Below are 21,915 nucleotides of genomic sequence, written 5' to 3'. Positions count from 1 at the left end.
ATGTCTGGGTATGTCTCGGACAGGCTATGAACTGACACCGCCCATGTCTAATCAGCCGGCTGGGCTCACCAGGTCGACACGGCTCGGTAGCTTCGGTACATGCACTCTGACGACCCGGACAGGGCGGACGCCAGCATGCTGACCGGGGTCTCCGAGACGGCATTGCTGACGCTCAACGGCAGGGCACATCAGGCAAGCCTGCGCGACGCCATCATCGAGGACCCGATGGCGATCCGGCTTGTCGAATCGATCGACTTCGACTTCGACAAGTTCGGCCGCAAGGGCCAGGAGATGGCGTTACGCTCGCTGGCCTTCGACCGTGCCGCACTTCAGTACCTGACGGATCACCCCTCGGCGACCGTGGTCGCCCTTGCGGAGGGCTTCCAGACCAGCTTCTGGCGTCTGAACAGCGCCCTTGCGGATAGCCAATTCAATTGGGTCACAATCGACTTCGAACCCATCATCCGGCTACGGCAACGGCTGCTGCCAGCGTCTCCGCGGATCAAGTACCTTGCCCAATCCGCTCTGGATTTCAGCTGGATGGATGCGATCGAGACTGATCGCGGCGTGTTCATCACCGCCGAAGGGCTGCTGATGTATCTGCAACCCGAGGAAGCGATGGGCTTGATCGCCGCGTGCGCCAACCGGTTTCCCGGCGGCCAGATGGTCTTCGATCTGCCGCCGGTGCTGGTGAAGAAGTTCGCGCCGAAAGGCATCCGCTCGACGCGTCACTACCGCGTGCCCCCGATGCCGTTCAGCCTGTCGCAGGCCCAACTGGCTGAACTGGCGCACACCGTGCCGGGTATCCGCGCCGTACGCGATCTACCCATGCCACGGGGCCGGGGGTTCTTCTTCAACACGGTTTTTCCCGCCTTTTGGCAACTGAAGCTGACCAAGCAGTACCGCGGTGCCTACACGCTGCTCGAGTTCGGTTGAGCCGAGCGCGCATTCCTGACGGTCAACCACACCGCCGCCAGCAGGAAGTAGAACGCACCGAAGGCGGCGTAGGGGGCGATGGCGGTGATCTGCGGGATCTCCACTCCGTTCGCCTTCACGATGAACGAGCCACCCGCGGCCGCCGACTGGATGCCGCTGATGATCATGGGCCACTGTGCCCCGTAGCCCTTCCAGCGGCGCACCCCGGTGGCAAGCTGCAGAATGCCCGCGAGCGCGGCCCACACCCCGAACACGGCGAGCACGGCGTTCATGCTCTGCGTCAGGGCGATCGCCACGGCAATCGTGGTCACCACGCTGACCGCGAAGTTGAACGACTGCGTCGGATTCTGCCGGAGACCGTGACTGCGTTGCGCGTCAACGAGATTGGCGAGGGCATCCCATGCCGGGTAGATCAGCAGCAGCGCCGCCACCACAGGGGTGCGGTGGGCCAGGCCAAAGGCGGCGCCCACCCACACGATGGAGAACGCCGCTCGGGTGAAATAGTAGTTCTTCAGCCAGGCGTTGCCCTCGACGGTGTTCGGCGTTTGTACGGTTGTCTTCGTCGTCATCTCATATTCCTGCCGTTCGCATAGGGGATCCACCGAAGACGCGTCGTGCGGCTTCGGAAGCTCTTGTGTGACTTACTTATTCGGCGATCAGCCGGTCGATCACCGCGCCCACGATTGCGCCGAACAACTTCGGGTCGCCGTACACACGCGCCGACGACATGGCGCCGTGCACCGTCGCCATCAACGCCTCGGCCTCCGCGTGGGCGTCTTTTGTCAGCGCGATGCTGCCCTGCCGCACACCGCGTTCGAGCACCGCGGTCAGCCAGGCCGACAGCGCCTGGAAGTATCCGCGGATTTCGACCACGATCTCGTCTGGGAGTACGGGAATCTGCGTGGCGAGTAACGCGCACAGGCAGTAGCTGGTTTCGGGATCGCCGATGCAGGACTCCCAATACCCGGTGTAGCCGCGCAGCTGGCCCAGCGGATCCGGCACGTCACGTTCGATCAGTGCGAGCCCCATCTCGGCCTCTTCGCGGTACTGCTTCACCAGCGTCCGCACCAGGTCGAACTTGGTGGGGAAATGGTGGTGGATGCTCGCCTTGCGAATGCCGACCACCGAAGCGATGTCGGCATAGCTGAATCCGTTGTAACCGCCCGTGATGATCGACGTACGCGCAGTTCGCAGGATCGCTTCGGGCGTTGTCGTGGCCATGCGCAGTAGCCTACCTTCTAGTAGGTAGGGCGTCTAACCGGCGGGCGATAATCAGTGCATGCCGGTGCGTCGCGTCGCGATCTTCGTCTACGACGGCGTGACGCTGTTGGATGTCGCCGGGCCAGCGGAAGTGTTCAAGGAGTCGAACCGGTTCGGGGCGGACTACCAGATCGCGCTGGTGTCGTCGACCGGCGAGTCCGTCGCATCGAATCTCGGTTTCAAAGTCGACGTCGACGGCGCGGTCTGCGACGACACCGAACCGGACACCTACTTGGTGCCGGGGTCCGACCGCTTTCCGCGGACCCCTGTGCCGGATGCGCTCGCCGAGGCTGCCCGGCTACCGGCCGCCGGGGCGCGTCGGGTGGCGTCGATCTGCACGGGCGCCTTCATCCTGGCTGCCGCGGGCCTGTTGAACGGTAAGCGCGCGACCACGCATTGGAAGGTCGCTCACCAACTCGCCTCCCGTTACCCGACGTGCCGCGTCGAACCGGATGCGATCTACGTCCGCGACGGCAACACGTACTCGTCGGCGGGTGTGACCGCCGGAATCGATTTGGCGCTCGCGCTTCTCGAAGAGGATCACGGCCCCGAGTTGACTCGCGACGTCGCCCGCTCGCTGGTGGTGTACATGCAGCGTTCGGGCGGCCAGTCGCAGTTCTCCGCGCCGCTGCAAGGGCCACCGCCCCGGTCTCCGGCGCTGCGGTCCATCACCGACCTGGTGACGGCGGACCCGCACGGGGATCACTCGCTGGGTGCGCTCGCCAAGCATCTCAACGTGAGCACCCGCCATCTGACACGGCTGTTCAGCGATGAACTGTCCACTACGCCGGCGCGGTATGTGGAGGACATCCGCTTCGACATGGCCAGGGCACTGCTCGACCAACGGCACAACGCGACGCAAGCCGCGGAGCTGGCCGGCTTCCCGAGCTACGAGAGCATGCGACGGGTGTTCGCAAGGAAGCTGGGCATCAGCCCCGCGGCGTATCAGCGCCGGTTCAGCACGGCTCGCCGCGCCGCCGAGGATTAGTCGTCGGTCTTGAGCTGGGCGCCCGTGTCGGAGACAAAGACGACGAACAGTTTGGCCGGCTGGGTTTGGCTGGTGTTCTCAGTTGCCACGTGGTGCGCGCCGGGCTGCTCGGACCAGTTGTCGCCTTGGTGATAGACCCGCGCGGGCTCGCCCTCGACCTGGCTGCTCACGTCGCCTTCGAGCACGTAGGCGTAGACGAAAGCATCGCCGTGCCGGTGGGGCGCCGCATGGACGCCCGGCGGAAACGTGACGATTGCGGAGGTGAAGGTCTTGCCCGGCACGTTCGGCAACGCCTGGGTGAACAAGAGCGCCAAGCTCTCCTGTTCCGACTCGGGCTGCGCGGCAGAGGTGCCGCAGGCGGCGATCACGCCCGCGATAGGGATGGCAAGCAGACTCGCTGCGAGTCGGTTCCGGCTCACTTCGCCACCTCGATGATGGTCTTGCCGGGCGAACGTCGGCCACTGGTGAAGACGTCGACGGCCTCGTCGAGCGGTCGCAAGTCGCCGACGAGAAGCCGCAGCCGTCCGTCGCGCACCCGCTGGGCGAGGTCGACAAGCTGAGCGCGGTCCGGTTCGACGACGAAGAACACGGCGCGGCCGTCCTTGGGACGCGCCGTGGGCGGCATTGCGATGCTCACCAGGGTGCCGCCCGCCCGGACCAATGCAGCGGAGCGCTCGAGGACGTCGCCGCCGAGGACGTCGAAGACCACGTCGACCTCCCCGACACTGTCCAGTGCGTCTTCTTCCATGTCCAGGAATGCGTGTGCGCCGAGGCCGAGGACGACGTCGTGGTCCTTGGTCCGTCCGGTGCCGATCACCCGAGCGCCTACTTCGAGGGCAAGCTGTACGGCGACGGACCCCACTCCGCCCGCGGCGCCGTGGATCAGTACGGTCTGGCCGGCGGTGAGGTCGGCGTGGACGAACAGGCCCTGCCACGCCGTCAAGCCTGAAATGGGCAGTGCCGCAGCCTCTGTGAAGCCGATGTCGGCGGGTAGCGGGGCGAGGTTGCGCGCTTCCACAGCGGTGTATTCGGCCAGCGAACCGTCGCGACACCAGTCGGCGAAGCCGAACACGCGCTGGCCGATGCTGAGACCTGTAGTGCCGTAACCCAATTCGACGACGACTCCGGACAGTTCATGCCCGGGCACAGATGGCGTGCGGTCGCGGCCCGCCCGGTCGGTCCAGGTGGCGGGCCAGTCCAATTCACCCGGCGTGAATCCAGCGGCGTGAACGCGCACGATCACGTCGTTCTCGGCGGCGTGGGGGTGAGGGATATCGGTCAACGTCAGGCCGGCGACACCGGCGTCACGGTCGTGCACCGTGATGGCTTTCATATCGGTTCCTTGTTCTCGTCAGCTCGGCCAGGGTGCGCCGAGCATGCGCTCGACAGTGGTGATTCGCCGGTGGTCGGGGATGAAGTGCTCCACCACGTCGGCGTTGACGGTGCCGTTCGTGGTTTCCGGGCGGTGCTTGAAACCGTCGAAATACGCTTGCAGGAACGCGGTTTTGAAGTCACCGCGCGGATGGACGGCCAGTATTTCGTCGATCTCGTCAGCGTTGAGGTCGTCGAGGCCGTAGCCGATCACGTCGGTCAGCACGCCGAGATAGGTGGTGGCGATTTCGGGGCCCATCCGATCCGGGATGCCGGGCGTCGTGTGCAGCGCGATGGCCGCCCAGACGGTGTCGGCCGCCGCGGTCGAGAAGCCGCGGTCGAGCAGGAACTTGCGGCCGTGGTCGGCGCCGTCGACCTCGAAACGCTGTTCGGCGGTTGAGAACGGTGTCACCAGACCGGTGTCGTGGAACATCGCGGCGACGTATTGGAGTTCGGGATCAGGTGTCAGACCCAGCCGGCGGGCATGTAGCCGGCCGAAGAGGAACACTCTGCGCGAATGGTGGTAGAGCAGCGGGCTGGTCATCTCCGAGGCGATGCGGGTCGACTCGGCAACCGCGGCCGTTTCGGGTACCTCCACCCCTGCGATTACTTCGGACATGCCATCAATGCTGCGGCCGCGGGGGTGGGCCGCGCCGCCTTGTTTCAGCCAGAAACCCCTCAAATGCGGACGTCGCTAGGCGCGTTGGCTGGCGAGCTTCTGGATGAGGCGAATCTCGTTGTCGTCGTGGGCCTGTCCGCTGGGGTGGATCAGATCGCTGAACCATGTCTTGGGCATCGTGGTGTAGGGATGCTTCCAGGAATCCCACGGCAAGTACGTCTGCGTCCGGCCCGCGACGAAGCCCCAGTTGTATGCGCCGACGTTGCGTCGCTTGGCGACAGGCAGGATCCCCTCCACAGTGCTGCCGAGGCTGCGCGCCAGATACTCGGTGCACACGATCGGGCGGCCGAGCGGAGCGAGTTCGTCGATGCGGGCCTCGAATTCGTCGGGATTTCCGTAGTTGTGAAAGCTGATGATGTCCGACTGCTCGAGTTGCACACTGCAGATCGCGCTGCGGCTGCCCGGGTCCCGCCAATGCCCTTGCCACACACCGCTTGTCAGCGGCTGGATCGGGTTGACGGCGCGTGCCCACTGAAACACGTGCGGCAGAAACGCGGCGACCAGTTGTTGTTTGTCCGGGTCTTCGACCTTGCGGTAATCGGCGGACGGATTGTCCGGCTCATTCCACACGTCCCAGCCGAGGACGCGGGGATCGTTGCGGAACAGGCCCACCACGCCGGTGACGTAGCTCTGCAGGACGGGGGTGTAGGCCGGGTCCTGCAGGCGGTAGGCACCCGGGCTCTGCACCCACCCGGAGTTGTGCACGCCTTTGATCGGCGGGCGCTGGCGGCCCGCTCGCGGGAGCGGGTCCCAGCAGGAGTCGAACAGGACGAACAGCGGCTTGATGTTGCGGCTCGCCGCGATGCTGACGAAGTCGCTGAGGCGGCGGCTGAAGCCGGCCTGGTCTGCGGCCCACAGCTGGTCATGCAGGAACACCCGCATGGTGTTCATCCCGATGCGCTGCGCGACGCTGAGTTCGCCTGCGATGCGGCGCGGGTCGTAGGTGTCCGGCTGGAACATCTCGAACTGATTGACGGCGTTCGAGGTGACGTAGTTGGCGCCAAGCAGCCAACCCTGCTTCGCGTACCAGGCGTTGGCGCGGTCGGCCGGCCAACGACCCGTGTCACCGGAAGCCAGCGGAACTTTGCTCAATGTCGCAGCTGCCGCGAGGTACAGCGGGAGCTTCAGAGCCGTTCGCCGGTGCACCAGGTGAAGATAGTGTCCGCGGTGGGCCTGAATGGCCCGCCGGGTCAACCTGCAACACAACAGGTTTTGAATCGTTATGTATGACGCTGACGTTCGTCTTTTCCGGCAATCACGGGGTGATGCGGAGTTCGGCGCCCGGGTGTGAGCTGAGCGTGACGACGACTGTGCCGCTGCCGGTGTCGAACGTGGTGTTGGCGTAGCCGATGAAACCGTAGTGCCCGTGGATCGTCGATACCGCGGTGATGTCTTTGCTGCCTGAGGCGCCCGTGTCGAGGTTCGTCCAGGCCGCGGTCACGGTGAGTGCGCAGGAACCGTCATAGACGCCGGCGTCGTAGTGGATCGCGACGCGCACGCCGTTCTCGACACGATCGCCCACCGGCACTGGCGTCACCTGCGCCTCGGCGCTGACATGGCCGGCGCACGTCGGGGACGCCAGCACCGGGACCGGATCCAGTTGAGCGAACGCTTCAGCGTGGGCCGTCGGCAGCCACCACCATGGCGCAGCAACCGTCGCGGCGAACACGCCGACGGCTCGGAACGGGGTCATGCCTGGGTTATCGGCGGTGGCGGGTCCGGCGTTAGCGAACAATTCGTCGGGCTGCCAAAGGGGCGGTCGCGGAGGCGATTTCGGTTTGTTTCTGTGGGTGTCTATGCGTGACCTGTGGCTTGGTGATGAGTCCCGCCCGAAGGGTGGGGCCGGGTATCGGGAATACGTAAATTTTAGTTGTGCTTAGTAGTTGTGGTGCGTGAAGTCGCGCCACCCGGTGGTCGTTGAGGAGGTTGGTATGACGACTCTGAGTCCCCCACCCGCCCGCGAAGACCACATACCGTCGGCCGCGCCGCCGTCACGGTGGCGCAGGTTGATACCGCGGTCGCGTCGGAGCAGGATCGCGGTCGCCGCCGGACTGGTTGTGGCCCTCGTCGCAGGGGTGCTGGGCGCAACGTACGAGGCCTCGCCGGGAGGCGCGTTGTGGGGTGCGGAGAAAGCGGTCTTTCCCGAGCACGCCCAGGATGTGGCGCTGGCCGCGGTGGTCAGCGATCTGAAGAAGGCACAGGACATTCTCGGCAGCGGCCAACAGCCCACACCTGACGAGCTGACCGGTGCGCGTACGTCGCTCAATCAGGCCAAGCAGGATCTGGACTACTTGTCGCCATCGCCAGAGCGGACAAGCCTGCAGAACCTGTATCTACAACTGACACAACAACTTCTGCAGTACACGCCCGACTCGGTGCAGCAACTGCCTCCCCTGCCTGCGCCGCCGCCTGACGCGCCGCCGGTTGCCGACCCTGGCAACCCGCCGCCGGACTCGACGGATGCGGCGCCCTCCTGGGGATACCCGATCACCGACGAATCCGCGACCGCACCGCCGCCAGGCGTTCCGGGTGCGCCGGAGGCCGACTGGCCGCAACCGTACGATCCGCCGCTGACACCGGACCTCGAAGACCTGGGTTATTACGACCCGTCATGGGGACAGCTCTACGGCTACGACCCCGGCGACTGGTACAACTACGACCTCAGCGGCTACAACGAGTACGGCTACGACTTCTTGGGCTTCGACCGGTGGGGCTACGACCGTTGGGGTTTTGACCGGTGGGGCTATGACCGCTGGGGCTACAACTGGGTGGGTTACAACTGGGCGGGCTATGACCGCCATGGCTGGGACCGCGACGGCCGCAACGAATGGGGCCAACGCCGCGGTCACCCCGGTGATCCGCGTAATCAGGACTGGTACAACCGCCACCACCGGTACGAGCAGTACTACCAGTGGAAGTTCCGGAACAACGACCCGGTGTATCGCCGCACGCAGTGGGATCACGCACGGGGATTCAATCCTGATCAGTACCAGAACTGGAACAGGAACCGGGATTGGCACAATCCGCTCAAACGGGACTGGGCGCCGCTGGCCGCCACGGCCGTCAACGCGCACGTGTCCACGCCGGTGGTGAATTTGAAAGCGTCGCTGACGCAGTTCATCTCGACGGACAAGGCGACGAGGAACTCCGGGTCACTGATGAAGGACCTCAGGGACAAGTCGGTGCGTGACTTCAGCCGCGAACTCAACCCGCGGACCACGGTCTCCATCGGCTCTGCCCCGACGTCGGTGCTCGGAAAGCGACCGGCAGCGCCAGGGGCGAACCGTCAAACATCGTTTGCGCCACCGGCTTTGACGGCATCCGCGCCGATCGCACCGCCGTCGAAGGTGTCACAGGGATTCAGTGCACCCAAACTGTCGCCGGTGCCCGCTTACACACCGCCGAAGGTCAGGCAGCCGGTGCGCACACCGGATCAGGCGAGGTCCCCCGGCAGGACGGGCCCGCCGAACGACGGGGTGCCTAGCGATGCCAGGCCCCAACCCAACCCCGAGGCGGCTCCCCCGCGGGAACGCTCTGCACCACAGACGAACCCGGATCAGCAGGCGCCGCAACCGGAACCGCGCGACCGCGCCGCGGCGCCGGATCGGCAAGAGCATGCCGCGCCGGCTCCCGAGGCGCCGGCGCAAAAGGCACCCGTGCAACAAGCGCCCGCCCCGCGGGAGCAGGTTCCGGATCGGCCCGCCCGACAAGCGCCGTCCGAGCGCGAAGCGCCCGCACCACGTCAGGCGCCGCGCGAAGCGCCTGCACCACGGGCTGTTCCCGCGCCACGGCAGGCACCGGCACCGCGTCAAGCGCCACGTCAGGCGCCGGCACCGCGTCAATCACCCGCACCGCGGCAGGCACCCGCGCCGCGCCAGTCGTCTCGATGCGCAATGCCGTTGTGTAGGTGACGATTTCGAGTCAGTCCGGCAGGACCTGGCCCTTGGTTTCCGGCGCCAAACGGACCAGGCCGATGCCGAGCAGGAACACCACCGCCGTGAGGCTGATCGGGATGGCCAGCCCTCCGGTGGCGTGGATGCCGTAGCCGATGAGGAAGGTGCCGACGGCGGCGACCCACCGGGACAGGGTGGTGGTGAAGGCGAACGCCGTCGCGCGCATGCGGGTGGGGTACTGCTCGGGCAGCCAGATGGTGAAGACCGCGAAGTTGGCGCCTGCGAGGCCGAGGACCGGCAGGAACGCGAAGGTCAGACCGATCGACTGCAGCGGATAGCCCACCCCGTAAGTGCCGATCGCACCGATCGCCAGCAGCCCGAACAGCGCCGCGAGTGTGCGGCGCCGTCCGAACCGGTCGGCCAGCGGCGGAACGAGGAAGCAGCCGACGATGGTGAAGACCGCGACCGTCATCGCCGACAGCCCGGCGAGGCGCACCGTGCCGTCGTGGCCGTACCCGGCGTGCTCGGCCAGCGCGGTCATGGCGGTCGGAACATAGGTCGAGCCGGCCCACAACCCGATCACACACACCGAGAGCAGCAGCAGATTGCCCACGGTGCGGCCTCGGTAGGGCGGGCTGAGCACGTCGACGACGGGCTGCCAGAAGGACTGCCGACGTACTTCGCCGGAGTGCTGCTGCCAACGCTCCGGCTCGGGTGTGGCGCGGCGGATGAGGAAAACCGCCAACGCTGGGATGCCGCCAATGAGGAACATGCCGCGCCAGCCGAGTTGCGGGCCTGCCACCAGGTAGAGCGCGGACACGGCGAGGACGCCGAAGTAGGCGGCCGAGTGCATCGCGCCGCCGAATCGGGCGCGCACCCGCTCGGGCATGATCTCCGACAGCAGGGTGCCTGCCATGGCCCATTCACCGCCGATGCCGATGGCGGCGATGAACCGGAACGCGTTCCACTCCCATACGTTGGTCGCTGCGCCCGCCAGTGCGGTGAAGATGCCGTAGAGCAGGATCGAGGCCGTCATGGCCGGCATCCGTCCGAAGCGGTCGGCGATGGGTCCCCAGATCGCGGAGCAGCCCCAGCCGAGCAGGAAGATCGCTGCGCTGATCTGGCCGTACCACCCGATGTTGGCGGCGGTGGGCTCAATGCCCTCACGCGGCAGCAACGCCACCATGGTCGGGGCCAGCACGAGACCGAACACGGTCCAGTTGAAGCCATCCATCGCCCAGCCGCCGAAGGATCCCCAGAACGCTCTGCGCTGCGTTTTCGTCAACCGTGCTGGATCATCTACGCGGGTGGTGGTGTCAGCGTTTACTGCGTGCGTCGGGTCCTGGCTGATCGTCACTGCGGTTCTCGATTCTGGCGTCGCACGGGGCACCGCGTCGCCGGTGACCTAATGGATCATTGGATAAGCCAGTCAACCAGTGATCTACGCGACCTGTCAATCAGTCATGTGTCCTTCAACACCTACAACGCGAGGGGCGCGATATTTCAGCGTCATTTGACCGACGAAACGTTCCGGCTGGCCGGGTTGGCGCCATTGATCGGAAAGATGGGCGCTATGCGCGCAATGATGATGGACCGCGTCGGCGAAGCCCTCGACATTCGGCAGGTGCCCGACCCCCTGCCGCCCGACGGCGGCGTAGTGGTGGACGTGTACTTCACTGGGTTGTGCCGCAGCGACTGGCACGCCTGGGCCGGCCACGACGACATCGCGCTCCCGCATGTGCCCGGACACGAACTGGCCGGCGTCGTCTCGGCGGTGGGTCTCGGGGTGCAGAAGTGGGCGGTGGGCGACCGGGTGACGGTGCCGTTCGTGTGCGGCTGCGGAAGGTGCCAATGGTGTGAATCCGGGAACGCACAGGTGTGCCCCGACCAAGAGCAGCCTGGCTTCACGCACTGGGGGTCGTTCGCCGAGTACGTCGCCCTGCACGCCGCCGACACCAACCTGGTAGCCATTCCGGACTCAGTGTCGTTCGAGGCCGCTGCGAGCCTGGGCTGTCGGTTTGCCACCGCCTACCGTGCCCTGACCGCCCGCGCCCGCCTTCGCGCCGGCGAGTGGGTGGCCGTGGTCGGCGTGGGCGGGGTGGGCCTGAGCTCCGTGATGATCGCCAAGGCGCTGGGCGCCAACGTCATTGCTGTCGACCGCACCGCCGGCGCGCTGAACGCTGCGAAAGCCCTTGGGGCCGACCATATCCTGGTCGCCGAGGGCTCGGACGTTCCCGCCCGGGTGCACGAGATCACCGACGGCGGCAGCCACGTGGCAGTCGACGCCGTCGGCCTCGAGCAAACGTGTGAGGACTCGATCCTCAGCCTGCGTCGCCGCGGTCGCCACGTCCAGGTGGGGCTGCTGCCCCCGGTGAGCGGTCATCCACGGGTTCCGATGGCTCGCGCCATCGCGTGGGAGCTCGATCTCCTCGGCAGCCACGGCATGGCGGCGGCCGACTATCCAGAGATGCTCGCCATGATCGATAGCGGTGACCTGCGCCCCCAGGACCTGATCGAGCACATCATCGGCTTGGAAGAGGCCGCCGCACTCCTGCCGACCTTCGACAACGCATCCCCCGCGGGGATAACGCTCATCAACCCACGCCCATCGCGCGCTGAACCCGCGGGTACGGACTGACAGCACTTCCTGCATAGTGTTCGCGATTGTGACGTGGCCGTCGAAGCATACGGCCGGTGGCCTCGACCCGGTGGCGATCGCGGTAGGTCCGGTAGGTGTCAGGATCCGGCCGCGTCGCTGGCGGTCTTGCGTGCGGCGGGGGTGGCGGCCGTGGGCGCCCAACTCGGCGCCCGCGGCGCCCTGCTCGCCGACCGTATCGTGGCCGCGCCTCGAGTACGAGCGGTGGATCCGACCGGAGCCGGCGACACGTTTTGCGGCGCGTTGGCCGGTCGGCTGGCCCGCGGCGCCAGCCTGGGCCAGGCGGTGAAAACGGCGTGCGCGATCGCGGCCGAGTCGGTCCGCCGGGTCGGCGCCACCGCGCTTGTCGGGAGCACACTGTGACCGTCGTCGCGGTGGTCGGCTCGGCCCGGCTGATTGCTCCAGATCCGCGATGGCAGCAGGCCTTCGAGCTTGGCGCAGGTATCGCCGCCCGCGGCTGGACGCTGCTCACCGGCGGCTACGGCGGTCTGATGGGCGCGGCCAGCGAGGGTGCCGGACGCGCGGGTGCGGCAGTCATCGGCCTGCCGATGCGCGGCTGGACCGAACTGACCCCGACGCCGTTTGCCACCGAGTTGCGTTGGTGCGGTAGTTACGCGGAGCGGGTAGCCGAGCTGATGCGCGCGGATGTGGTCGTCGCGGCAGCGGGAGGGATCGGCACACTCGCCGAGATCACCGGCGCGTGGGCTGCACTGCAGACCGAACCGCGCGCGCCAGGGCTGGTGTTGTTGGGCGAGCCGTGGCGCAGGCTGCTCGCCGAGATCGGCGAGGCCCTCGTCGTGGGGCAGGAGGATCTCGACCTGCCCTTGCTGGCGGATACGGTGCCAGCGGCGCTTGACGCGATCCAGCTGGCCCTGACCGCCTGCGAGCGCAGAGCGGTTCCGCGGGGGTAAGCGTCTGGGCGGCGCTAGTTGGCGACAGACTTCGACCAGCGCTGTTGCGTGTTTAGCGCGGTTTCTGGGGGAACCGCGCACAACGCGCAGTTTTGTTATCCTGGGCTCGACGTCGGCGGCGCGGTGGAGGTGACGGCATCGGTGACAGAGCTTGGTGCAGCGCAGCGACCTGGACTTGCGGTTGCGGTGATCGCGGACGACCTGTCCGGGGGCGCGGATACCGGGGTCAGCTTCGCCCGTGCCGGCCTCGACGTGGCCATCCAATTGGACGCGGCTGTGGAGCCGCCCGGCTGGGCGCAGGCCGTCGTGCTGCCGACCGACTCGCGCGACCGGGGCGCCGACGAAGCCTCCGCCCTCGTGACGGATGCGGTGACCGCCCTGGCCCGGCGCCGCCCCGCCCTCTGGTACAAGAAGATCGATTCAACGCTGCGCGGCCACCTCGGTGTGGAGCTGACGGCGACCATCCAGGGCGTCCGTCCGGACCTGACCGTGCTCGCCCCGGCGTTTCCCGCCCACGGGCGCACCGTGTCGGGCGGGCGCGGCTTCCTGGGCGGTATGCCGCTCGAGGACACCTCGACGTGGCAGGCCCAGGGGATGCGCGGCCCGGCCGACCTGCCCGCCATGATGCGCGCCGCCGGGTTGCGCGTTGCCGCCCTGCCGCTGGCCGACATCCGCTCCGGACTGGCTGCCGAGCGGCTGTCCGCCGCCGCTGGGGCGGCCGACGTCATAGTGTGCGATGCCGAGTCAGAAGACGACCTGGCCGCGACAGCCGCCGCCGGCGCCCTCACCGGCCTGCACCTGCTCTGGGCCGGCTCCGCGGGCCTCGCCGCCCACCTCGCCGCCACTCTCGGCGAACAGCCCGGTGCACACACCGGCGACAAGTCCCGCGCAAAGCCCTGCGCCCTGCCGGGACCCGGGAACGCCTGGGCGCAAGCGCCGGCCCTGGTCGTGGTGGGCAGCGCCGCCGGTGCCGCCGGGGCGCAGCTGCGCTACCTGGAGACCCGGCCGGGCGTCCGAGTAATCCGCGTACACCCGGCCGCGATACTCGACGACCGCGCCGGCGCCGGCCACGATGTGGCCAGCGCTGCGCAGGCCATCGGCGAAGCCATCGCCGCAGGCTGCGACGTCGCCATCGGCCTGGTAGCGCAGGACGCGCCCGGTAGCCGAGTGCTCGACCCCGTCATCAGCCGGGTAGTCTCCGCAGCGCTCGGCGCCCTGGCCGGCCGGTTCCGCGACCAGGTGGGAGGCATCGCCGCTACCGGGGGCGACACTGCGCTCGCCGTGCTGGCCGCCTGCGGCGTGAGCGTGCTGTGCCCGGTCGGCGAGGTGGTGACGGGCGTGCCGGTCTGCCTGGCCGGCCACGACGACCGCCCGGTGGTGACCAAGGCCGGCGCATTCGGCGGCGAACGAGTGCTCGCGCAATCCCTCGACCTCCTGCACGGCCGCGATGCCGGCTAGCAGGCCCACCCACGCCGGACTCCAGGCGCTGGACTCACCGAAAGGAAGGCCTCCGTGCCCGAATCTGACCTCACTGCCGTTCGCCCGCTCGTTGCCATCACCATGGGCGACCCGGCGGGCATCGGGCCGGAGATCATCGTCAAGGCCCTGGCCGACCCGGCGGTGGCCGACATTTGCAGGACCGTGGTGATCGGCGACGCGGACCGACTGGCCCGCGCGGCTGCCGTCTGCGGCCTGAACAGCAAGATCGTCAACGTCGACGGCCCACAGGACGTGCAGGGCAAGCCCGACACCGTCGAAGTCATCGATCTGGACCTGGTCCCGGCCGAGCTGCCGTTCGGCGAGCTGTCGGCGGTTGGCGGCGAAACCGCCTACCAGGCCATTCGCGTTGCTGCTGCGCTCGCCGTCGAGCGCAGGGTCGATGCCATCTGCACCGCGCCGCTGAACAAGGAGGCGTTGCACCTGGCCGGACACGTCTACCCCGGGCACACCGAGATGCTGGCCGAGCTGACCGGCACGCCCGAGGTGTCGATGATGCTGACCAGCCCGAAGCTGCGGGTCATCCACGTCACCACGCACATCGGCCTGCTCGACATGGTGGACAAGATCGAGCCCGGCCTGGTCTACCGGACGATCAAGCGCGGGCACGAAGCCCTGGTTCGGGCAGGCATCGCCAACCCGACGATTGCCGTGTGCGGCATCAACCCGCATGCGGGCGAGAACGGCCTGTTCGGCCGCGGTGAGGAGGAGCAGAAGGTGGCGCCGGCCATCGCGCAGGCCCGCGCCGAGGGCATCGACGCCCAGGGCCCGCTACCCGCCGACACGGTGTTCTTCCGGGCCGGGCGGGGCGACTTCGACCTGGTGGTGGCGATGTATCACGACCAGGGTCATGGCCCGGTCAAGGTCATGGGTCTGGAGGCGGGCGTCAACATCACGGTCGGCCTGCCGGTCATCAGGACCTCGGTGGACCATGGCACGGCGTTCGACATCGCCGGGACGGGTAAGGCGGATCACCTCAGCCTGATCGAGGCGCTGCGCCAGGCCGCTCAGTTGGCCACAGCCAGGGACGCAGCCGCACCGGCGTAGCCCAGGGTAGGGCGAGGTGGAGCGGCCAGCCCGCCGCTCAGGGCAGGGCGTCGCCGTCGCCCGCCACCAGCACGGTGGCCCCGCTGAGCGCGCGGAACGGCGCCAACTGCTCCGCGCTGGCGTCGCCGTCAGTGATCAATGTCCACGGCCGCTCGATCGGCGCCCACGCGTCGAACGGCGCCTGGCCGAGCTTGGAACTGTCAGCCAGCACGTACACGTGGTCGGCCCGGTTCATCATCAGCTCCTTGAGCCGGGTCTGCACCGCGCTGGCCTCGCAGATGCCGAACTTCGGGTGCAGCGCGTCCGCGCCGAGGAACGCGCGGTCCGCCGTCAGCCGGGACAGGCTCAGCTCCGCGAGCGGGCCGACGAACCCCTGGCTGATGTGGCGCAGGTCGCCGCCCAGGCACACCATGTGCACGCTTTGGGCGTCGGCGAGCTCGCCGAGCGTGGTCACCCCGTTGGTGATGACGGTGAGCGCGTCGCGTCCGCGCAGCCGGCGTGCCAGCCGGCCAGTGGTGGTGCCGGCGTCGAGGATCACCGTCTCGCCGTCGGCGACGAACGTCGCGGCCAGTCGGGCGATCTGCTCTTTCTGCGCAGTGGCCATCGCGGCGCGCTGGCCCAGCGTGGCTTCGCGGCCGGCGCTGGTGGCGATGGCTCCGCCGTAGGTGCGGGCCAACTCGCCCCGCTCGGTGAGCAACGACAGGTCACGGCGGATGGTGGACGGCGTCACGTCGAAGGACTCCGCCAGCTGCTCCACGTTGACCAGGCCCTGCGCCGACGTGAGCCGCTTGATCTGGTCACGGCGCGCACTGGCCTTGAGCCGCCCGGTTCCCTTACCCGCCGTCACTGCCGCCGGTTCCCCTCTGAACGCGCCTGCGGTCGTCTGCCGCTTGACATGGAGCATATCGGCCGTGCCGGCCGCAGCGATTCTCCGAGGGCCTAGATATTGCTCAGAACGCGCAATATTGCTAATTTATGCGCAATTTGCGCAACAGAATAGTGCCGCCGTGGAACGCGGTCCAGTCACAGGAGGTGTGGGTGAGCGACAGCACAAAGTCGTCGTCGGGCAGCGTGTTCCTGGTATGGCTGACGGTTTTCCTCGGCTGGTCGGTGACGGCACTCGACCTGCAGATCGTCAGCTTCGTCCAGGAGCCCATGGCGGCGTCGCTGCACGTGAGCACGGGGTCAATCGGCAATGCGTTCTTCCTGTATGCCGTCGGCCTCGGCCTCGGGGCGTTGGTCCTCGGCTACTTCAGCGACGTCTTCATCGGCCGCAAGCGGGCCTTCCTCTACGGCATCCTCGGCACCGTCATCATGACCGGGCTCACCGGGTTCGTGCACAACATTCCCGAGCTGCTCGTGGTCCGGTTTCTGGCCGGCCTGTTCTCCGGCGGCGAGTGGGCTCTGGGCCTGGCCATGCTCTCGGAGTTCGCCCCGGTCAAGCGCCGCTCGCTGCTGTTGGCGGGGACACAAGCCGGCGTCGGTGTCGGCTTCGGCCTGGCCAACGTCTTCGCCCAAACATTTGCCTCGCCGACGGCCCTCGGCTGGCGCTGGGCCTACTTCGCCTCGTTCGGCTTCGCCGCGCTGTCCTATCTCGTTCGGCTGCGACTGCACGAGTCACCGGCCTGGACGAAGATCGCCTCCGTGCGCGACCGCGCGGCCGGTGAGGTCACCCAGGGCCTCCGCGCGCTGTTCACCAAGAAGCAACTCAGGTACACGATCATCGCCCTGGCCGTAGCCTTCCTCATCGGCGCACCGCAGGGCGCCTGGGACTTCTCCTATCCAGCCTGGTACGCCCACGGCGGCATCACCGGCCAGCCGATCCCATCGGTGTCCGGCGACACCATTACCTACGCCTACGAGGTCGCGCTGGTGGTCTCCACGGTGTTCGGCGGCTGGTTCATGGACAAGGTATCGGCCAAGTGGCTGCTGCCGTTCGTCTGGATCGCGGTGCCGTTCACCCTGCTCATCTGGCGGGCGCCGTTCGACCAGGGCGCGCTGCCGGTGGCGTCCTACCTGTTCATCGCCGGCTTCTTCCGCCAGCTCGGCTGGAGTGTCACCGCCGCCTACTTCGTCGTGTTGTTCCCCACCCGCATCCGCGGCGTCGGCATGGGCCTGGCCGTGGTTGCCGAGTGGATGCTCGGCTACGGCGCCTCCGCCTACTGGGGGCCGAGCCTGGTCAGCGCGGGCAATTGGAACCTGTTCTGGCTGTTGCAGGTGATCCTGCTGGCGCTCATCCCCATCCCGATGGTCATCGCGGGCGTCGAGACCAAGGGCCGTAGGCTCGACTTCCAGGAAGACGACGACTCCCCGCTGGCCGCGTCGGCCGCGTCGGCCGCCTCGGTCGGTGACGGACTCGGAGGAGAGAAGATTGCGCGAGCCTGACCCGGCTGAGATCGGCCGCGTCGGTGACCTCGGCCCCGCCGACGTGCTTGCCGCTCTCGGCGCGGCCAGGACCGGCCGGGTCTACGACCTCGATGCGGGCCGGTTCGTCGGTATGCCGCAGTGGGACGGGCACCCGACCTTCAGCTTGACGCCGTATCGCACGCCGCATGGCGTCCGGCTGGGCGGCGACGTCCCCCTCTTCGCGCCGGAGCGCAACGCGGCCGGCCTCGGGATGGTCACCGAGCTGATGATCACCGGCATGCACACCGGCACCCATCTTGACGCCCTCTGCCACATCACGGACGGTGACGACACGTGGTACGGCGGATACTCAGCAACCGACTGCTGCGGAGACTTCGGCCCCGTGCGGGCCGACGCGGCCACCATCCCGCCGATCATCACCCGCGGCGTCCTGCTCGACGCCGCGGGGCACCTCGGCGAGCCGTACCTACCACAGGGCTACGGCCTCGGCCGCGACGTGCTGGCCGAAGTGGCCAAGGCGCAGGGCACCGAGATCCCGCCCAAGAGTTGCGTGCTGGTGCGTACCGGCCTGATGTCGGTATGGCCGGACCGGCAGCGCTACGCGGCCACCGACGGGGCAGGTATCGACCTGGACGGCGCCCGCTGGCTCATTGACGACCTTGGCTGCGCAGTGCTGGGCTCCGACACCTCCACCGTCGAGCAGATCCCGTCGGCCGACCCGGCCAACCCGCACCCGGTGCACCACTTCGCGCTGCGTCAGCGCGGCGTCCACTTGCTGGAGAACGCCTTCCTCGAAGACCTGGCCCGGGATGAGGCCTACGAGTTCGCCCTGGTCTGCCTTCCGCTCAAGATCGCGGGAGCCACCGGGTCGATGGTTCGCCCGGTCGCGGTCGCCTGAGTCATAGGACTACGAGATTTCGGCCGTAAGCTGCGGCAGCACAACGAGCCTCACCTGATGACATCCGCGGTTCGTCTCATTCTTCAGAGCACACCTGTTCGTGGTGCGGTCGAAGGCCGAGTCGACCCAGTTCCTAACAGGAAATGGGGATTCCCAAGAGCCCGTCATTGCCTTCCTTCTGCTAAGCCACCACACCCGCGCATCGGACGTTCAGCGCACTGCGCGTCATGCATGAGGGCGCTCCGGTTGCAGTGCAGGCGGATTCAGCCCCGCTAGACGATGACCTTATCGAGCGACCTCACCGCTACGGAACAAAATATACTGAGCCACAAGCGATCCTAGAAATCACACCTGCAACACCGCTGAGCAATGGCCCATTTCCTTCTTACCGGCACGGGCTTCGACGATGTCGCGCCGCTCGCCGTCGTGCAACAGACGGGTTCCTACGCCGATTCGTCCCGACGCGGACGAATCATCAATACGTCTCACGCTGTCCCGCAGTGGGTTCCGTACAGCCATTCATTGGCGCAGCACCGCCACGATGGCCACCGCCGTGCCCAGTTCTTGCTATTTGCTGTCGAGACGCAACGAAGAATGACAGGACACGCCTGGCTGCTGTGCAGTCACTTCGAGCACTGTTGCCGAGGGGATGGCGAAACCAATGGAAACCGCTCCGACACCGGGGGAATTTAGACCTCCTTGATGCCGACGACCGTGCCTTGATGATCGAGGAGGGCACCGCCGGAGTTCCCCGCACTGATCGGCGCAGCGGTCTGGGTCAGGTCCGCCAGCGAAGGAGGCTGCGGTGCTGAACCGGGAACGTCGCGGTGCACCCGGAAATCGCCCCGGCGGACACCGTGCCTTGGAACCCGAGTGGGCTGCCGATCGCGACGGCGGGCTCACCCCGCTGCGGCAGCTCAGTCCGAAAGTGGGGTGCGGGCAGGTTTTTCGTTTCGAAGCTGTGAAACCCTGATTTCTGACTTGAGGACGCGCGGCTCTGCCGCTTTGAGTCTCGCGCTCATTGCGCTCGCCCCAGGATGTGCCGGTAAACCACCAAAACGAACACATGCCGAACGTCTGCAGAATACAGCCGTGGCAGTGATCGGCGACAGGCCGATAGGAGACCCGCACTTTGTGATGCGCCACAGGTCGCGTCGGCGCTCACTGTTGAAACTGTTGACGCCACGTCGGGCTTCACCGCCACGGTGGCGTAGGCGCAGGACTCCGAAGTGCAGTACGTGAAGTTCCGTCGGCTGAACCGTTTCACTGGTAGCGTTTGGTGAGGCGGTGTCGGCGAGGCTGAAGCGCAGAAGAACGCCGGCATCCTTAACATCACCGGCACCGGATACGGCTGTTTTACCGACAACGCAGGGCGGCCGGCTACCGTGCCATTCGTCATCAGGGCGGTCTGTGAATCCGTTGACAGTTATCGATGCGACTTCCGCCATAGAACCCTAGGACATCGCCGATAACATGCGATGAGGTCGGCTGGAAACGCGACACCTGAACGCTAATGTGATGATAGACAACGGCTTTGCGGCGTCTCTCAGCTCCATTTGTGTGGCTTCTCAGTTTCTATGTCCACCAGCACATCCTTCGAGTGAGTCTTACTGCGCCATTCTCAGGGCGTGTCCACGCCGGAATTTCTCAAGCTTTGTCCACCCAGTGGGTGGGTCCTAAGACCGCAGGCGTGAGTGCCGGTGGTCAGCCCGGCCGGGTGACACATAGCTGTCCGGCGCTGCGCAAACCAAAGAGGCCTAGACCATCCAGCCACTGCGCGATCGGGTTGCGCTTTCCGTGCGTCAACCGAAACGGGGCTGGTAACCGCAACGTCGTGACGCGCGCAGCCGCGTAATCATCGCGGATCGCTGTGACGCCGAAGTGCGCGGCCGCAACCGTCACAGCAATCAGATTGGCTTCGTCAATTGATGCGTATCGAATCGGCTGTCGTCTGACGCATGAACCGTCACCAATCATGTACGTCAACAGGATTACCTCGGAATCGTCCATCCGAGTGGTCCAAGAGGGTTCGGACAGTCAGCGGACGACGGCTACCCTACTGCCAAACCGCTTAAAATGGCGAAATTTGTTGCGCCCACGTACAGGTCGCTACATAGCCGAGCGAGACGCCGCTGTCGGTTCTCATACGTCGTGTCCTACTGAGACGCGTTGAGATGCAGCAACGCAGGTCGTCTCACGTGATGTCATCCCCGATCTGTCTCATAGTCGTGTCATCCTTCGGTACGAGCTGATTCGCGTGGTTAACTCGGGCGGCAACCGTGTGTCGTGACAGCGTTCCCTGTTTCAGTGGTTTCGTCCCTGTGACATCCCTGCTCCGTTAGTGAGAACATGATCCAAAGCTGCACAACTTTTTTCGGCGCAACCGCCGAAGCAAACAGGGCCGAAGGCGCGGGGCGGGTCAGGGGCATCCGCACGAATTGCGGTGATGGAAGGTCGTTGGGACCTGAATATGTTGCGGCGGCCCATCATGTCCCTGAACGCGGCCCAGTAGCAATCGGACCGCAGTGGCGCCGATCGTTTCGACATCCTGCGCTGCCGCAGTAAGCTTGGGTTCGAAGAGATCCGACCATTCGAAGTCGTCGTAGCAGACGAACGCCACGTCACCGGGAACCGACAAGCCAAGACTACGAATGGCTTTGAGTGTTCCGATAGTCATGGCGTTGTTCATCGACACTAGTGCGGTGGGCCGGTCGTCGCCCGACATCAATGCGCGGACTTGACGTTTCGCCACGTCCATATTGGAGTCGCCATCGAGGATCAAATCGGCGTCGACCACGATACCGCGATCCGCGAGTGCTGCGAGGTAACCGTCGAATCGCTCGGTGGTGGAGGAAATCCCGGGACGGCCGCGGACGACTGCGATCCGACGGTGACCGAGGTCGAGCAGGTGCTCGGACAACGACCGTGCCGAGAGGAAGTTCTCCGAGCCGACCTGGTCGCACTCGATGTCGGCGCGGCGATCGATCAGAACCAGCGGCGTTCCCGTACGGGTGATTTCGGGGAGAGTGATCCGCTCTGACCCGGCCGCGGGTGCCACAATCATCCCGTCCACCTTGCGGTCCAGAAGCGAGTCGATCACGCGCTTCTCCGACTCCACTTCGTCGTGCGAATCTCCCACGACCAGCACATAACCGGCGTCCGACAGGGCCCGTTCCACGGCGTGAACCAGATTCCCGAAATACGGGTTCGTCAACGCGGAGATCGAGAGCCCGACCGTGTGCGTGCGACCGGCCGCGAGCGAACGCGCGACGACGTTGCGCCGGTAACCGGTCGCCTCGATGGCCGCTTCGACGCGCAAGCGTGTAGCCGTGTTGACCTTGCGCGTGCCATTGAGCACGTGCGAGACCGTGGATGCAGAGACGCCCGCGATCCGGGCGACATCGCCCATCGT

At 66.8% G+C, this 21,915-nt stretch carries 21 protein-coding genes and 1 pseudogene; 10 read left to right on the top strand and 12 right to left on the bottom strand.

What is annotated here, in order from left to right; translation table 11 throughout:
- Positions 1 to 99 precede the first annotated feature (99 nt).
- Positions 100 to 936 (top strand): class I SAM-dependent methyltransferase, encoded by an 837-nt coding sequence (locus C1A30_RS25210; RefSeq protein WP_200828426.1) that lies wholly within the window; start codon positions 100 to 102, stop codon positions 934 to 936.
- Here C1A30_RS25210 and C1A30_RS25205 read toward each other — a convergent pair.
- Entirely contained in the window at positions 912 to 1,505 is a 594-nt protein-coding gene (locus tag C1A30_RS25205; RefSeq protein WP_101951047.1) for a DUF308 domain-containing protein, read from the bottom strand. The genes C1A30_RS25210 and C1A30_RS25205 overlap by 25 nt on opposite strands.
- Before the next feature lie 76 nt (positions 1,506 to 1,581).
- The gene (locus C1A30_RS25200) at positions 1,582 to 2,157 is read right to left on the bottom strand and encodes a TetR/AcrR family transcriptional regulator (RefSeq protein WP_101951046.1); all 576 of its coding nucleotides are present in this window, start codon (positions 2,155 to 2,157) and stop codon (positions 1,582 to 1,584) included.
- A gap of 58 nt (positions 2,158 to 2,215) precedes the next feature.
- On the opposite strand from C1A30_RS25200, the gene C1A30_RS25195 reads away from it, so the two are divergent.
- A complete protein-coding gene (locus C1A30_RS25195; RefSeq protein ID WP_101951045.1) occupies positions 2,216 to 3,184 on the top strand; it encodes a GlxA family transcriptional regulator in 969 nt (322 codons plus the stop codon).
- Here the strand turns inward: C1A30_RS25195 and C1A30_RS25190 are convergent.
- From C1A30_RS25190 to C1A30_RS25170, 5 genes are all read right to left on the bottom strand, one after another.
- Positions 3,181 to 3,603 carry a cupin domain-containing protein gene (locus tag C1A30_RS25190; protein ID WP_101951044.1) on the bottom strand — a complete coding sequence of 141 codons (423 nt, stop codon included), beginning with the start codon at positions 3,601 to 3,603 and terminating at the stop codon, positions 3,181 to 3,183. The genes C1A30_RS25195 and C1A30_RS25190 overlap by 4 nt on opposite strands.
- Positions 3,600 to 4,517, bottom strand: a complete 918-nt coding sequence (locus C1A30_RS25185; RefSeq protein WP_101951043.1) for an NADP-dependent oxidoreductase — start codon at positions 4,515 to 4,517, stop codon at positions 3,600 to 3,602. Before C1A30_RS25185 ends, C1A30_RS25190 begins: the two co-directional genes overlap by 4 nt.
- Before the next feature lie 18 nt (positions 4,518 to 4,535).
- On the bottom strand, positions 4,536 to 5,174 hold the full coding sequence (locus C1A30_RS25180; protein WP_101951042.1) for an HD domain-containing protein: 639 nt from the start codon (positions 5,172 to 5,174) through the stop codon (positions 4,536 to 4,538).
- 75 nt (positions 5,175 to 5,249) lie between these two features.
- Positions 5,250 to 6,380, bottom strand: a complete 1,131-nt coding sequence (locus C1A30_RS25175; RefSeq protein ID WP_200828425.1) for a 1,4-beta-xylanase — start codon at positions 6,378 to 6,380, stop codon at positions 5,250 to 5,252.
- Between the two features lie 109 nt (positions 6,381 to 6,489).
- The gene (locus tag C1A30_RS25170) at positions 6,490 to 6,927 is read right to left on the bottom strand and encodes a hypothetical protein (RefSeq protein WP_101951040.1); all 438 of its coding nucleotides are present in this window, start codon (positions 6,925 to 6,927) and stop codon (positions 6,490 to 6,492) included.
- Between the two features lie 238 nt (positions 6,928 to 7,165).
- On the opposite strand from C1A30_RS25170, the gene C1A30_RS25165 reads away from it, so the two are divergent.
- Positions 7,166 to 9,145 carry a hypothetical protein gene (locus C1A30_RS25165; protein ID WP_142392661.1) on the top strand — a complete coding sequence of 660 codons (1,980 nt, stop codon included), beginning with the start codon at positions 7,166 to 7,168 and terminating at the stop codon, positions 9,143 to 9,145.
- A gap of 10 nt (positions 9,146 to 9,155) precedes the next feature.
- Here the strand turns inward: C1A30_RS25165 and C1A30_RS25160 are convergent, their stop codons facing one another.
- Complete coding sequence (locus C1A30_RS25160; RefSeq protein ID WP_142392660.1) at positions 9,156 to 10,484, bottom strand: MFS transporter; 1,329 nt, start codon at positions 10,482 to 10,484, stop codon at positions 9,156 to 9,158.
- Between the two features lie 216 nt (positions 10,485 to 10,700).
- Here C1A30_RS25160 and C1A30_RS25155 point away from each other — a divergent pair, with 216 nt between their 5' ends.
- Genes C1A30_RS25155 through pdxA form a run of 5 tightly spaced genes read left to right on the top strand, consistent with a single transcriptional unit; the run spans position 10,701 to position 15,238 of the window.
- Entirely contained in the window at positions 10,701 to 11,765 is a 1,065-nt protein-coding gene (locus tag C1A30_RS25155) for a zinc-dependent alcohol dehydrogenase family protein (RefSeq protein ID WP_101952867.1), read from the top strand.
- A gap of 33 nt (positions 11,766 to 11,798) precedes the next feature.
- On the top strand, positions 11,799 to 12,146 hold the full coding sequence (locus C1A30_RS25150; RefSeq protein ID WP_235010185.1) for a PfkB family carbohydrate kinase: 348 nt from the start codon (positions 11,799 to 11,801) through the stop codon (positions 12,144 to 12,146).
- Positions 12,143 to 12,694: an LOG family protein gene (locus C1A30_RS25145; protein WP_101951036.1), complete on the top strand. Its 552-nt coding sequence runs from the start codon at positions 12,143 to 12,145 to the stop codon at positions 12,692 to 12,694. Before C1A30_RS25150 ends, C1A30_RS25145 begins: the two co-directional genes overlap by 4 nt.
- A gap of 18 nt (positions 12,695 to 12,712) precedes the next feature.
- On the top strand, positions 12,713 to 14,152 hold the full coding sequence (locus C1A30_RS35845) for a four-carbon acid sugar kinase family protein (protein ID WP_200828424.1): 1,440 nt from the start codon (positions 12,713 to 12,715) through the stop codon (positions 14,150 to 14,152).
- A gap of 54 nt (positions 14,153 to 14,206) precedes the next feature.
- A complete protein-coding gene (gene pdxA, locus C1A30_RS35840; RefSeq protein WP_200828423.1) occupies positions 14,207 to 15,238 on the top strand; it encodes a 4-hydroxythreonine-4-phosphate dehydrogenase PdxA in 1,032 nt (343 codons plus the stop codon).
- Positions 15,239 to 15,275: 37 nt separating this feature from the next.
- On the opposite strand, the gene C1A30_RS25135 is transcribed toward pdxA, so the two are convergent.
- Positions 15,276 to 16,085 (bottom strand): DeoR/GlpR family DNA-binding transcription regulator, encoded by an 810-nt coding sequence (locus C1A30_RS25135; protein WP_235010184.1) that lies wholly within the window; start codon positions 16,083 to 16,085, stop codon positions 15,276 to 15,278.
- Positions 16,086 to 16,276: 191 nt separating this feature from the next.
- Here C1A30_RS25135 and C1A30_RS25130 point away from each other — a divergent pair, with 191 nt between their 5' ends.
- Both C1A30_RS25130 and C1A30_RS25125 read left to right on the top strand, forming a co-directional pair.
- Positions 16,277 to 17,623 carry an MFS transporter gene (locus C1A30_RS25130; RefSeq protein WP_160112787.1) on the top strand — a complete coding sequence of 449 codons (1,347 nt, stop codon included), beginning with the start codon at positions 16,277 to 16,279 and terminating at the stop codon, positions 17,621 to 17,623.
- Complete coding sequence (locus C1A30_RS25125) at positions 17,610 to 18,503, top strand: cyclase family protein (RefSeq protein WP_101951033.1); 894 nt, start codon at positions 17,610 to 17,612, stop codon at positions 18,501 to 18,503. Before C1A30_RS25130 ends, C1A30_RS25125 begins: the two co-directional genes overlap by 14 nt.
- A 689-nt stretch (positions 18,504 to 19,192) precedes the next feature.
- Here C1A30_RS25125 and C1A30_RS36180 read toward each other — a convergent pair.
- From C1A30_RS36180 to C1A30_RS25115, 3 genes and pseudogenes are all read right to left on the bottom strand, one after another.
- The gene (locus C1A30_RS36180; protein ID WP_235010183.1) at positions 19,193 to 19,336 is read right to left on the bottom strand and encodes a trypsin-like peptidase domain-containing protein; all 144 of its coding nucleotides are present in this window, start codon (positions 19,334 to 19,336) and stop codon (positions 19,193 to 19,195) included.
- A 904-nt stretch (positions 19,337 to 20,240) separates the two neighbouring features.
- Positions 20,241 to 20,534 (bottom strand): annotated as a pseudogene (locus C1A30_RS25120) (intein-containing replicative DNA helicase); the annotation flags it as partial.
- A 388-nt stretch (positions 20,535 to 20,922) separates the two neighbouring features.
- A complete protein-coding gene (locus tag C1A30_RS25115; protein ID WP_235010367.1) occupies positions 20,923 to 21,912 on the bottom strand; it encodes a LacI family DNA-binding transcriptional regulator in 990 nt (329 codons plus the stop codon).
- Positions 21,913 to 21,915: the final 3 nt, after the last annotated feature.

It is taken from the genome of Mycobacterium sp. 3519A (assembly GCF_900240945.1).
Taxonomy (GTDB): Bacteria; Actinomycetota; Actinomycetes; order Mycobacteriales; family Mycobacteriaceae; genus Mycobacterium.
This window is presented reverse-complemented; position numbering and strand designations above follow the sequence as displayed.

What these genes read in the sequence shown, in the direction of transcription:
- C1A30_RS25205 (WP_101951047.1), bottom strand. Translation starts at nt 1,505, where the DNA reads ATGACGACGAAGACAACCGTACAAACGCCGAACACCGTCGAGGGCAAC.
- C1A30_RS25165 (WP_142392661.1), top strand. Translation starts at nt 7,166, where the DNA reads ATGACGACTCTGAGTCCCCCACCCGCCCGCGAAGACCACATACCGTCG.
- C1A30_RS25195 (WP_101951045.1), top strand. Translation starts at nt 2,216, where the DNA reads ATGCCGGTGCGTCGCGTCGCGATCTTCGTCTACGACGGCGTGACGCTG.
- C1A30_RS25115 (WP_235010367.1), bottom strand. Translation starts at nt 21,912, where the DNA reads ATGGGCGATGTCGCCCGGATCGCGGGCGTCTCTGCATCCACGGTCTCG.
- C1A30_RS25210 (WP_200828426.1), top strand. Translation starts at nt 100, where the DNA reads ATGCACTCTGACGACCCGGACAGGGCGGACGCCAGCATGCTGACCGGG.
- C1A30_RS25170 (WP_101951040.1), bottom strand. Translation starts at nt 6,927, where the DNA reads ATGACCCCGTTCCGAGCCGTCGGCGTGTTCGCCGCGACGGTTGCTGCG.
- C1A30_RS25180 (WP_101951042.1), bottom strand. Translation starts at nt 5,174, where the DNA reads ATGTCCGAAGTAATCGCAGGGGTGGAGGTACCCGAAACGGCCGCGGTT.
- C1A30_RS25185 (WP_101951043.1), bottom strand. Translation starts at nt 4,517, where the DNA reads ATGAAAGCCATCACGGTGCACGACCGTGACGCCGGTGTCGCCGGCCTG.
- C1A30_RS25200 (WP_101951046.1), bottom strand. Translation starts at nt 2,157, where the DNA reads ATGGCCACGACAACGCCCGAAGCGATCCTGCGAACTGCGCGTACGTCG.
- C1A30_RS25155 (WP_101952867.1), top strand. Translation starts at nt 10,701, where the DNA reads ATGCGCGCAATGATGATGGACCGCGTCGGCGAAGCCCTCGACATTCGG.